We start from the raw sequence: 11734 nt of genomic DNA, 5'->3' as shown, positions 1-11734 counted from the left end.
ATCCATCAAGGCCGGTTTGATTCTGCACACTGACTTGGGCAGCCAGTACCGAAGTGATGCCCTTGAAACAGCATTGAAGCAACACGCTATCCGGCACTCTTACAGTAAACGTGGCTATCCATATGACAATTCTGTGGTGGAATCATTTCATGCCAGTTTCAAGAAAGAGGAGGTTTACCAACGGACTTACAAAGACTACCACGAAGCCAATTTGGCACAGTTTAGTTACATTGAGGGATTCTATAATTCTCGGCGGATCATCAGTGCTGATGGTTATTTAACTCCAGATGAAAAGGAAAAATTAGTCAGTTAGAAATCCTACATAATCGTGTCTAAAATCTTGACTCAAATCCACTGCAAATATAGGAAACTTAACATTAAACGCTTCTAAATTTACTGAAAGTAGTTTTAAAAGAGCTATAACTTCAAGTATTATGGAAATTAATAGTGCTTTAAGATATGGTGATTTTGGAATTAGTAAATTACAGGAAGACAAGTATGAATATTTTTAAAAAAAGAGTAGAGAAAACAACTTAACAAAATACGAGCAAAGTATTTGGACTCAAGAAAAATTATATGGTTTTGATACGTATGCTGAATTATTTAAGTATTCTTATTCTAATCAAACACAATAATCGGTTTACGATGATAAGGAATGATAATTTTGATTCAAAACAGAATAATAGTTCTTCGTGCTGAAAGACGTTGGACTCAAGAGGACCTTGCAAAAAGACTAGATGTAACGCGGCAAACCATATCTTCAATCGAACGAAACAAGTATAATCTCTCACTTAGACTAGCTTTTCAAATTGCAAATGTTTTTGAAACGAATATTGAAAATGTGTTTTCATGGGAAGATAATACTGAACGAAATCATTAGTGAATAATTTTAATTACAATATTAGCATACAATTTAAAATAAAGAGTAGTGTTTTGGTCTTATTCTTAATAAGACAGTACAGCTCAAAATCAAAGTGCGACTTGGGTAAATCAATATGGCGGCACAAGTTTTGTAGCACCCCAATTAAATGGTGTTTCAGCAGTTTTGAATAGTGGACGCCATGATCGAATTGGCTTTTGGAATCCGCAGATCTATCATTTTGCTCAAAGTTCAAATTCACCATTTACGGCATTGAACTCAACTACTGATAACAACAATTTGTATTATACCAGCCAAGGCAACACGGTATATAATCAAGCGACGGGACTAGGAACTGTTGATTTTAATAAATTAAACTCTGCGTTTTCTAAGTAGATAAACCCAATTAAAAAATCAAATCTCATATACACATTTTTTTAATCAAACAAGCTTTATCGTTTGTTTGCACTTCTTTTTTGTTTCATGTTATAATTACTTTGCAAAGAAGTTAGTAACACTATTGACACCAAAGCCCCTAACGACCGCGAATCGTTAGGGGCTTTTTTGGTGAGCTAGATGTTGCCTATTTTATTTTACTTGCGGTGTTTCCGATCTAGCCAATCAGTAAACCAAGCGACTATTAAACCGACCACAAGTGGGGCAAAGAAGTTTGTAATCACTACTGACACCTCCCAACTGTTGCAGTTTGGGTAGGCAACTGCTTTATTATACCTTATTTGTTTTACTTTCTACCAGCACTACAAATTTCCGGTTTTTTATCTGACGATGGCACCTTTGCCAAACTGTTTCCGCTAGCCATATAAAAGCTAAGAGCTAAAGTAAAAATAATTGGCGAAATTGCGGTAATCAAAGTTACTGGCAAAAAACACTTACTCACAATAGTTTAAAATCCTTACTCTAATTTTTATAAAGATTAAATTAGAAAATAACGATGTTTGTAACATAAATCCTACTAAAAAAGTTGATTAACGATTAAATTCTATTTAGGATTGTTTCTTTAATTTCGTAAGTAAAACAACTTTAAATCGTTTTTAATTTGAGATTTAACTTTTGATTAACAATTTCACTTTAGAAAGTTCAGTCTAACCGTTATGAACTGCCAGCTGAGTTTACTTTTTTTAATCTATCACCAGTTATTTATGTGGTAAACTAGCAAAAAGCTTTCCAAAACTAGGTGATTCAATCTATGTATCAGGTTTTAGTTATTTCTGAGAATCGGATTTTACTGCGACAAATATGGCAGTGGTTAGCGAATACATCTAATTTGGCTATTCATCTGGTTCCTTTCAGCACAGATGCATTAACAGCTTTTTCAACAAATCAGGTTGAACTAGTAATTATTGATGCCAATATTTTACTACCATATCAAGAAATACTGAACGAGCTAACCGGATTCTCTTGGAACTATGGTGTTTTATTTTTGGGCAGGGACCTAACTTCGGCGAATTATCAGCATCCGCTGATTAGTCTACAATTTAAACAACTAAATCAAGTAAATCTTAAAAATAGCCTCAATAACTTAATTGAGCAATTAAATCAACACCGACCAGCAACAACAAGCAAACTTCCTTTGACGATTCTTAAATCAGCAACTGAGTTACCATATGGTACTTATTATCTCTTATGGGTTAAAACTTATTCTCATTCAGTTAAATCAATAACAATTAAGCAACTGCAAAAATCTTTACAATTAAAATTCTTAACCCTCATCAAGCCAAATCATCCTGACGAGCTTTTATTGCTAATTAACCGTGCGCAACTTAATTTGCAATTAAATTTTACTCAGCTTAAAGAGGAGCTAACCATTCTTTGGGGTACAAACTGCAGTTGTATCTACCGTAAAAATATTATTTCGGCTGAAGTGAAACAGCAGTTAATCATTTTCAAGCGACTGCAGAATTTAAGCTTTTTTCTGAAGGGTGAAGTCTTAGAAATGCCATTTAGGCCTCAAATCAATAGTCTAAATTTAACTCTAATTGAGCAATGTCTCACTTTCAGCCAAGCATTATTTACTGGCAATCTACAAAGTGCTCAACAGTTATTACAGAATATTTATCTTCACCAAATCAAACCACATCGCAGTTTTATAGCTTTAGCTTATCTTCGACTGCAAATTGCTTTTTTCGTTTATTTGACTAAAAATCAAAGAATCAGACCAGTTGCTTGGGCTTCTCCAACTTTAGAAGATGAGCTGCAGGGCTTGCTTAAGAAACCGTTTTGGGAAAAGATTAAATACAATTCACCAATCATTAAAACAACTTTAAATGATTGTCTTCAGGTAATTTGGCAACATTTTTCTCAAGGCTGGTCGCTCAAGGAAACAGCTGTGCAACTGGCAATTAACAAAACATACTTGAACCGCATTTACAAAGAACAATTTCATCTGACAATTGCTGAAACATATACTTGGCTGCGACTTGAATTTGCCAAAATTTATTTATGCTTTAGCACTGCAACGATCACGCAAGCCGGATCGGCAGCTGGATTTAAAAGTATCAATTATTTTAATCGTGTTTTTAAGGCTCACTATCACACAACCCCTAAGGTTTACCAAGAAAAAATGCGAAAAGAAGGGAAAATTGGGTATTATGAAGACTATTTGGAACCATCGCAGTGGATTGATTGAGTTCTCTGAACAACCAGAACCTTTTGTACAATCAAGCGATGAGGTTAAAATTAAAGTTATTTATAGTACAATCGGTATCCAGGATCTCCGTTTGAAACGACAATGGGATTTTTACAGTAAAGAAGGAGTTGCTGGTTATGAAATGGCAGGGGTAATTACAGGCGTTGGCAGTTTGGCGCAAAATCATGGTTGGCAGATTGGACAGGCAGTTTCAGGAACTGTTGTGCAATTTTGCGGGAAATGTCAAGCTTGCAAGCAGCATCAAGAGCAAAATTGCTTGCAACTGCGTGTCAAAAGCGGGACTCTCTGCCCTTATATCGTCTGGAAAGATGATCAGTTAGTTCATTTACCAACTAATATTTCCTTTGCAGCTGGCTGCCTGCTGGAACCAGTCGCTGTTGTCAAAATGGCATATAATAAATTACACGTTAATGACGCTGATCGAATCTGTATTTTGGGCGGTGATTTTAACGGTTTGGTTTTATTGCAACTGATCAAGCTTTACACACAAGCCTTTGTCGTGATCGTTGAAAATAAAGCCAAAAACAAAATGTTAGCGCAAAAATTTGGTGCTGATCAAATTATTGATCCGCTCGACACCAATTTTGAAACTGAGCTTTTAAAGTTATCAGACTTTATTGGCTTTAATAAAACAGTTTTAACTACTTCTAAATATCCAGAATTAATTTCAACTATGATCAACTCTACTGCTCGAGGAGGGCTATTTTTAACAACTGTCTATTTTGATCAACAACAGCAAATTGCTATCAATTCAATTAAGTTTTTTGCTATGAACCTAACTATTATGAGTTCTTTTTTGTATACTAAAAAGTTGCTGCAAAATACAGCAACTTTATTGTCACAACTTGATTTAAAAAGTTTGATTTGTCGCGAATTTAGTTTTTCGGCTGCCTTGACAGCTTATAGTATCGAGCAAAAACGACTTTACCCACGAATTGGCATTAAAGTAAATGATCCAGATCTGTTGGTTTATGACGAATAATCTCCCGCGAATCCAGCGTTGCACCAAAAACAAAGAATCTCTGATAAAGATATTCGGTGATTCCATTGCATAAGAGATTGATAATTGTTACTAGATAATCATTCCAATGCAGAACGGTTACTAAATAGTTTCCGCCAATTGTTGAAATCGGAGTAAAAATTGAGTAATAGAAAACGACTTTTAGCATAGCAATCGGAATATTATTGTTTGATTTAAAAGTAAAGCGGCGATTCAAAGAAAAGTTCCAAATCACTGATAAAACTAAAGCAATCAGATACCGACTCCAATAAGGGAAATTGCTAAACTGAGTTAAGAGTGTAAATGAACTCATTTCGACTACCCCGGCTGAAGTGGTAAAAGTAAAATACTTGATTGTTCGTAACAATTCTTTTCGACTGCTGGTTTTCATTTTCAAAACCCCTTTCTCCCTGATTCTTCTTTAAAGAGTTGGTGTACTTATCATTTGTTGAGCCTCAGTTAAGGCTTTGTCTAAACGACTGATAACTTTTTTGGCAGTTGCTTGGTCCATCAATAAATTGGGCTTAAATTGTAAAACTGACTTATCAAAATCTGCCATCACTGCCCAAACACCATTTTTGATCAATGCTACCATTAGCGCCTGTCCACCGAGAGGATGAGCAGTTTTCAGACCCATGATCACTCCACATTGGCGGACTTCAAGCAAAAATTCTCGATGCTTTTGCTGCAATTTACTCAGATTTTGTTGAAAGAATTCAGTTAGTTGATCAATATTTTGTTTAACTGTCGGTCGTTTTAAGATATCCAAGACCTTTGCAGCAACAATGCAGCCTAATTCAGTCCCATTGAAAGATGAAGTATGTGCAAAACCATCAATTTTCATCCAACTGGCTGCTTTATCATTCATAATGACTGCAGACATTGGATAATACCCACCTGAAAGCCCCTTGCCGGTAACAATCATATCAGGTGTAGCTCCAAACTTGCAGCAGCACCACATTTGACCACTGCGCATCATACCAGTTTGAACTTCATCAGCAATATATAATGCACCATATTGATGTGCCAATCGTTGAACTTCTCGATGATAGTTTTCAACCGGCATAGGGAACCCGGCTGTAGCAGGAATCGTTTCAATTAGAACTGCCGCAGTATCGTTTTTTCTGAGGACCGTTTCCAACTGTTCTAAATTATTATATTCAATATGAGTATAGAATTTAGGATTCGGTGCCATGTTGAAAAATTCTGCTAGTTTTGGATTACCAGCTTGCATAGCAATTCCCGTTCCCCCATGGAAGGCACATGACAAACTAACCACTCGTTGCCGTTTTGTTGCTCGTCGGGCAAACTTGACTGCTGCATCAATTGCTTCTCCGCCACCATTTAAAGTAAAGACATATTTCATGCTTTCTGGTGAAACCGCTAAAAGTTTTTCATTTAACTCATTTTTATAACGCGAAGGGAAATAATGATTGCCTGCATCAACTAGTTCTGCTCCATCAATTAAAGCTTGACGAATTTCAAAATTCCGATGTCCTAAATTAAATACTCCACCATTGGAATGCATATTAATATATTTATGACCATCCAAATCTTCAAAATAACTTCCTTGACGTTTCCCCATTACCATTTCAAAGCCGAACTTTTTAAAAGTCGCAACTCGATCTGGATTCCAAATCTTAGCAGCTTCAGCGTAAATTTTTTCTGATTCTTTACTCATAATCGTTTAACTCCTTTTCTTTAAAGACCGGCAACTTTTGTATTTCCTTCTTTTTGGTCATGTAATGTAGGCTCACCCGCTGATACCAGCGAATATCGTTTAAGGTAGCGATCAGCTAAAATGACGGTCCCTTTAGCAAAAAATTCTAAAACATCGGGAGTTAACTCAATAGATTCCCCACTGCCTTCAACAACCATCCCCATGCGATAAATCAAGCTCTGCAATAGACCGATTCGGCGCATCATAATAAAAGTCCAAAGTTCATCTTTATCTTGCTTAGTGATCGTTCGAACCTGTTGATAACCACGCAGTAGTTCCGCAATTATTTCTTCAATGTCAGGTCGATGTTCCATTAAAGTTACCGCACTTGCCAAGTCATACATGAACCAGCCTTGACCACAATCATCGAAATCTAAAACTGTAATCTTTTGACCATTTTTTAATAAATTAGCTGTTCGCAAATCGCTATGAATCATTCCGTAACGATTACGATCTTTACCATAAATTGCCAGTCTCTTTTGCATTAATTCAACACACCGATCTAAAGTTCTAATATCCTTGCTATGCAACCAATGACCTGTATGATAAGAAACTCCATAAAAGTTGTTATTTTGACCAAAAGTCCCTGAAAAATTCCATTCCATTCGTTCATAAAATGCTGGTTGCTGCCATTTTTGAGCTGTTAAATGCAAAGTTGCCGCAATTTCTCCAATTTTTTGATATAATTGCCGATCCTCAACAGTTAAATCACTTTTTTTATGATTACTGAATTTAATTTCCAGAGAGGCAGCTAGTTTGAATAATGGAAAAGTAAAACAGTTAGGAATCTTCTTACAAATTTTGACAATTGGTTCAAGATCTTCATTTGTATCACTGGAATCGATTGGTGCACTGCCAGGCGCATATTCAAAACAAACTACGTATCTTTTTTCTGCTAAATTTGGTGTTTCAATCGCTTCAATATAGTGCCCATTTTGCGATTTTCGCGGCAATGCTAAAGATAGCCTGGTTTGCTGCTTTAGATTTAAAATCCAAGTCAATTCTGTCTGAATATTATTGAAAGTTGCATATTCAAGTCGGTGCACTCGTAAAATTACTTTTGGCAGACCAGCAGCTTGTAAACTGAAAGTTGCATTTTCAGTAAAGTTTAATAATTTAACTTTGGCATCTGCTGGATAGCCCCAGAGTTGCTTAGCTTTCTCAGCAACCTGTTTCAAGTGGTTCAACTTATCTGGAAAGCTTAGCAAATTAAATTTACTTTGATGAATTGCATTTGATAGCTCCATTTGATCACCCCTGATGTATTTTCTGTACCAATTACGTTTATCATACTCAGAGTTTTACCGTTTAAATAGAGCAATTTAGCAACTTTTTGCAATAGAAGTTTGCACGATGTGAACTTTTGTAACATGGAATTAAAAATTAACTTTTCCTACATAACAAACAAATATTCGAATTTTATATTGTCAATTAATTCAATCCTTTTTTCTATATTTGCACTAAACTTACTCCTGAATAATATGATTATGCTTGCTTAATGTTATTCTTAAGACGCTTTACAACTTATGCCGATTTTGGCGTTTTTATCACATTGGTTGTTGAGTTGATTAGAAATCAGCAAAAAAATAATCCGTTTTAGCTTTGGTGAGCAGATGGATTATTTTTTTCTATTAAGTTGGCACTTAAACGGTTTTACATGGGAAGTTCTGTACAAGCAGGGCTTCTTTTTCTATTGGCATTAGAACATGTCTGATAGAGAATGACTAACGCTTCATTTTCTGTAAAAGTTGCCTGCTATGCGTGTTTTGGCAAATTTATAATATTTCTTGTTATTGTGCATAGAAAATGTAAGAAAGTAAGTCTCTAAAACTGTAGTTTTTATCGAAAATAGTAATCAGGGTCCATCCTTGTGTTTCTAATCATCTAGAATAGATTGTCTGATATTCAGAATTTTGATTTCTTGTTAATAGAAATGAGCTTTTCCAAATTGGTTAACCAAGTGTTAAATAGGCAGTTTATTAATTGAGGTTGGTCAAGATGAAGCGTATGTCCAGCCATTGGCAATGAGATGTAAGCGGCGTTGGTTAAGGTTTTGTACAAAGCAAATGAATCCTCGTATCCTACCATGTTGTCATTTTTGCCAACCACAATTGTTGTTGGTAAGCAATATTTGTTCAAGTATTGATCTGGTTCTTTCGGAAGTTGAGGATTTTCACTCAAATACTTAAGTAATGGATTTTTACCGTTGCTCATAAGTCCTGGTAAAATATACTTTTTGAATAAATTGAAGTTTTCGGTACTTTCAATTGTTGCGGTCACTTTATAGGCAGTGATCTCATCTTTGGTTGCGCTTTGCGGTAAATCTGAAATTTGATAAATATGTTTGGCAGGCAGGGTTCTGTCACTATTTTCTGCTACTGTTTCAGGAGCCAGTAAAAATAATGATTTGATCTGATGACCAAATTTTTCTGTTAATGCGGAAGCTAAGTAACCGCCAAAGGAATAACCAACTATGGCAAATGGCTGCTCTCCAAATTCTTGATGAATAAATTCAACAAGTGCATTTAGAACATCAGTGGCCGATTTTATCTGAAAACCACCTTGACTCTGGCCCATACCTGGAAGATCAATATAGATTCTTTTCCATGCGGACTGTTGAGAAAAGCAATTTTCTAAAGGTAGCAAGGAATGATAATCTAATGGAAAACCGTGCAACATTAAAATTGGAAATCCAGAACCAATTTTTTGAACAAATACTTTTTTATTTGTCATTATGATATTTCTCCTTTATGGGCTCTATACTTCTTTAACTACAATTGATTAATATTATCACCGTTTTAAGTATATTATACTGCTGTATTATGTAAATACATTAAAACTACGCCGTTAATAGCGCAACTGTAAATAGGACAAAAAGATAAAAGAACATTTTTAAGTACTCAGCGAAGACAATTCAGAATTTTGACTAGTTACATCGGTTCAATTGAAAAAAATTATTAGCCTTTTTGGCTTTTCCAGCCACAATTCGCCAACTATTTATGCAACAAATATTATAGAATCACTAAATAAAAAGAACAGTTTCCAATGAAAAATTGTTAGATAATTTCATTGGGGTACAAGTAATTAGTTGCAACGAAAAGAATTTTAATCGAATTCATCGTGAGTTCGGACAAGTCAAGGACACATTAGAATTATTTTTCGACTAAAAAGATTTAATTTTATGGAGAAAGAGCAATTCCTTTTTACACAAACTTCTTGACACTCCCGATGTCATTTGTAAATAAATATCGTCACGTGATTTATTCTAATAAAAATTACAAATTATTGAATAGTGAAATTTTAAGTATGACAAAGACATACAATAAGAAATTGAGTAAAACAGCAACAGCCGATAAAGATAAAAACAAGAAAAATGACAAGGATAAGGACCAAAATAAGAATGTTAGCTCATCATCAGTAGCAACAGCTAGTTCAAGTTCAATAACATCATCAAGTACTAGTCAGACAGTTCAATCAAGTCAAACTACTGCACAAGGAAATTCAAGCACAGGATATCAAGGCAGTGTAAATCATAGTACGCAAGCTACAGGATCGACTGGTAATCAAGGGGGAACAACGTATCATGCACCAGCACAATCCACTCAACATTATAGTGGCAGTACTGGATCTACATACCGTGCACCAACACAATCAACAACACCAGCACGGAGCTATAGTCAACCTCAAAGAAGTACTCAATCAAGCCAACCAGCTCAAACTTATAAACAGCAGATGGAAGGGAATGGATATAGCTTTAATAAGCAAACATATAATAATGGTCAAAGTCATTATTATTATAGTAAGGTTGGCAATGGGAGTGCTACAGTGGTACCTTCGGATCAAAATGGTAATAATGCTTATGTGGGGGTAGATTTAAAATAATAATATAGAAGGTATTATAAAAAAAATATTATATAGCATTAATAATAATATCATTAATTTTTAACTTGTTTTCAATAGTAGATACAAAAATTTTTGCTTCTACTTATACATATAACAGGAAAAAGTGACTCTGGTGGGAGTTTCGGAGGAGATAATGGAGCAAACTTATAGATTGGGATTATCTACATTAACATGGCAAAATGGCAATGGTAATAAAACCTTAACGTTTGAAAAACATTTAGATTGACATATAGGATTAATATCACATAAGACTCAATTAAATAATATTCATGGATACTATGTTAAGTTAACTGGACAATGGATGTATTTTAGGAATAAAGAATGCATTTTATCCAATGAAACTATGTACTGGGAGTAATGTAATATTTGATATAAGAAATGCTGTAAATATTATAAATAGTCAACAATATATGCCACGTTTTTTAATGGATAAATTTAAAAGTGCAAAATCTGGTGATTAACACATAAAATGGTGCATATTTGAAAGATGGTCAACGTGTCGATGACTTAGATATAATGGTAAAGAAAGTACCTATATGATTTTTATCATCATGAAGATAGTCATTATACTGTTGTAAAATTGACAGATGATTCAAATCATAAAAATAATTTAGACAACAACATAGGGAAAAACAAGCAATGGAGTGATGAATTCTTCGTCTGATATAAATTTTATTCATTTATACTTAGGGAAAATTACACAGGTAATGATGGAAAACTTAATACAACTCCAATAATAATCAAGAAATTACAAACAATGCTGACGTAAAGGCATTATATACAAACACTCCAGTAGTAACTGGACATATATTCCCTACGAATGTAGGGGTGAATCCCGTGTTATCCATAACTGAAATTATCACATAAACGTGTTCCCCACTAATGTAGGGCTTGACTCAACCGTCTTCCAGTTACTGTTTTTGGCAAAATGAATATACGTAAGATGGCACTGCAAGAGTACACAATTTAGAAATTGCACAGGAAAGGTTTTGAAAATAAAAAAGCCATTGCTGGCGTCCTAAATTTCCTCTAAAGTTATAGTTACCATACTTTAACTTGAAGATAGAAAGGTTTGCTTACAATGACCAATATTAATACTATCAGAAATTACGTGATAATCATGATAAATCAATTAATTGCATTACTGTTGAACAATGCTATATTTAATATCCATATCTAATATTTGACAAGTTCATCAATTCTTTTAATTTTTTTGATTCTACATCTGATAATTTTATTCCATGATTTCTAATTGTTTTAGATATTTCTAAATTCATTCGATTAAAAAGCAAGGGAATGGAGTAACTTTTACTCATTATTTCATTTTTATAACTTAGCAAGATATTTTCTAAGGGTTCGTTATCCACGTTACTCTTCAATTCCACCAACAATTCTTCAATTATTTTAATTGCTTCGTCTCCCCGCTCTTTTCCACCTGAATACCATTTCATAATAATTCTCCTCCTCCTAAAATTGGCCTTTTCAAATAGTATGAAAATATTTAATTACCCAATATTACATTCTGTAGCTTCACTGGTAGTCAAATTTGTCGCTGACTTATAAATGACCAATCTATCTTAAATT

General features: G+C 34.3%; 11 protein-coding genes and 2 pseudogenes. 7 read left to right on the top strand and 6 right to left on the bottom strand.

What is annotated here, in order from left to right; translation table 11 throughout:
* The 3 genes and pseudogenes from FC89_RS12710 to FC89_RS11265 form a co-directional block, all read left to right on the top strand.
* Window positions 1-313: integrase core domain-containing protein (locus FC89_RS12710; protein WP_162258280.1), on the top strand; the 313-nt coding region annotated here is incomplete at its 5' end.
* 342 nt (window positions 314-655) lie between these two features.
* Window positions 656-880, top strand: coding sequence for a helix-turn-helix transcriptional regulator (locus FC89_RS11270; RefSeq protein ID WP_420865005.1), 225 nt, complete (start codon window positions 656-658; stop codon window positions 878-880).
* A gap of 108 nt (window positions 881-988) precedes the next feature.
* Window positions 989-1255: pseudogene (locus tag FC89_RS11265) on the top strand (S53 family peptidase); the annotation flags it as partial.
* A gap of 197 nt (window positions 1256-1452) precedes the next feature.
* On the opposite strand, the gene FC89_RS13035 reads toward FC89_RS11265, so the two are convergent.
* Window positions 1453-1539 carry a type I toxin-antitoxin system Fst family toxin gene (locus FC89_RS13035; RefSeq protein ID WP_420865006.1) on the bottom strand — a complete coding sequence of 29 codons (87 nt, stop codon included), beginning with the start codon at window positions 1537-1539 and terminating at the stop codon, window positions 1453-1455.
* 527 nt (window positions 1540-2066) lie between these two features.
* Between FC89_RS13035 and FC89_RS11260 the strand changes: the two genes are divergently transcribed.
* Together FC89_RS11260 and FC89_RS11255 are read left to right on the top strand one after the other, a co-directional pair.
* Window positions 2067-3506: a helix-turn-helix transcriptional regulator gene (locus tag FC89_RS11260; protein ID WP_057872640.1), complete on the top strand. Its 1440-nt coding sequence runs from the start codon at window positions 2067-2069 to the stop codon at window positions 3504-3506.
* The gene (locus FC89_RS11255; protein ID WP_057872639.1) at window positions 3469-4509 is read left to right on the top strand and encodes an alcohol dehydrogenase catalytic domain-containing protein; all 1041 of its coding nucleotides are present in this window, start codon (window positions 3469-3471) and stop codon (window positions 4507-4509) included. Before FC89_RS11260 ends, FC89_RS11255 begins: the two co-directional genes overlap by 38 nt.
* On the opposite strand, the gene FC89_RS11250 is transcribed toward FC89_RS11255, so the two are convergent.
* The 4 genes from FC89_RS11250 to FC89_RS11235 all read right to left on the bottom strand — a co-directional run bounded on the left by FC89_RS11250 (window position 4469) and on the right by FC89_RS11235 (window position 8980).
* Window positions 4469-4918, bottom strand: coding sequence for a GtrA family protein (locus FC89_RS11250; RefSeq protein WP_057872638.1), 450 nt, complete (start codon window positions 4916-4918; stop codon window positions 4469-4471). The genes FC89_RS11255 and FC89_RS11250 overlap by 41 nt on opposite strands.
* Before the next feature lie 30 nt (window positions 4919-4948).
* Complete coding sequence (locus tag FC89_RS11245; RefSeq protein WP_057872637.1) at window positions 4949-6208, bottom strand: class-III pyridoxal-phosphate-dependent aminotransferase; 1260 nt, start codon at window positions 6206-6208, stop codon at window positions 4949-4951.
* A 20-nt stretch (window positions 6209-6228) separates the two neighbouring features.
* Window positions 6229-7494, bottom strand: a complete 1266-nt coding sequence (locus FC89_RS11240; protein ID WP_057872636.1) for a phosphotransferase enzyme family protein — start codon at window positions 7492-7494, stop codon at window positions 6229-6231.
* 658 nt (window positions 7495-8152) lie between these two features.
* On the bottom strand, window positions 8153-8980 hold the full coding sequence (locus tag FC89_RS11235) for an alpha/beta fold hydrolase (RefSeq protein ID WP_057872635.1): 828 nt from the start codon (window positions 8978-8980) through the stop codon (window positions 8153-8155).
* A 218-nt stretch (window positions 8981-9198) separates the two neighbouring features.
* On the opposite strand from FC89_RS11235, the pseudogene FC89_RS13030 reads away from it, so the two are divergent.
* Window positions 9199-9414: pseudogene (locus tag FC89_RS13030) on the top strand (IS256 family transposase); the annotation flags it as partial.
* Between the two features lie 139 nt (window positions 9415-9553).
* Window positions 9554-10129: a hypothetical protein gene (locus FC89_RS11230; protein ID WP_157060720.1), complete on the top strand. Its 576-nt coding sequence runs from the start codon at window positions 9554-9556 to the stop codon at window positions 10127-10129.
* A 1184-nt stretch (window positions 10130-11313) separates the two neighbouring features.
* Here the strand turns inward: FC89_RS11230 and FC89_RS11225 are convergent.
* Window positions 11314-11601 (bottom strand): bacteriocin immunity protein, encoded by a 288-nt coding sequence (locus FC89_RS11225; protein WP_057872633.1) that lies wholly within the window; start codon window positions 11599-11601, stop codon window positions 11314-11316.
* Window positions 11602-11734: the final 133 nt, after the last annotated feature.

Source organism: Liquorilactobacillus ghanensis DSM 18630, assembly GCF_001435235.1.
Lineage (GTDB): Bacteria > Bacillota > Bacilli > Lactobacillales > Lactobacillaceae > Liquorilactobacillus > Liquorilactobacillus ghanensis.
The sequence above is the reverse complement of the archived record's forward strand: the minus strand, read 5'-3'. Positions and strand labels throughout refer to the sequence as shown.

Coding starts and splice junctions, on each gene's coding strand:
- FC89_RS11270 (WP_420865005.1), top strand. CDS start 656: ATGATAATTTTGATTCAAAACAGAATAATAGTTCTTCGTGCTGAAAGA.
- FC89_RS11260 (WP_057872640.1), top strand. CDS start 2,067: ATGTATCAGGTTTTAGTTATTTCTGAGAATCGGATTTTACTGCGACAA.
- FC89_RS11255 (WP_057872639.1), top strand. CDS start 3,469: ATGAAGACTATTTGGAACCATCGCAGTGGATTGATTGAGTTCTCTGAA.
- FC89_RS11250 (WP_057872638.1), bottom strand. CDS start 4,918: ATGAAAACCAGCAGTCGAAAAGAATTGTTACGAACAATCAAGTATTTT.
- FC89_RS11245 (WP_057872637.1), bottom strand. CDS start 6,208: ATGAGTAAAGAATCAGAAAAAATTTACGCTGAAGCTGCTAAGATTTGG.
- FC89_RS11240 (WP_057872636.1), bottom strand. CDS start 7,494: ATGGAGCTATCAAATGCAATTCATCAAAGTAAATTTAATTTGCTAAGC.
- FC89_RS11235 (WP_057872635.1), bottom strand. CDS start 8,980: ATGACAAATAAAAAAGTATTTGTTCAAAAAATTGGTTCTGGATTTCCA.
- FC89_RS11230 (WP_157060720.1), top strand. CDS start 9,554: ATGACAAAGACATACAATAAGAAATTGAGTAAAACAGCAACAGCCGAT.
- FC89_RS11225 (WP_057872633.1), bottom strand. CDS start 11,601: ATGAAATGGTATTCAGGTGGAAAAGAGCGGGGAGACGAAGCAATTAAA.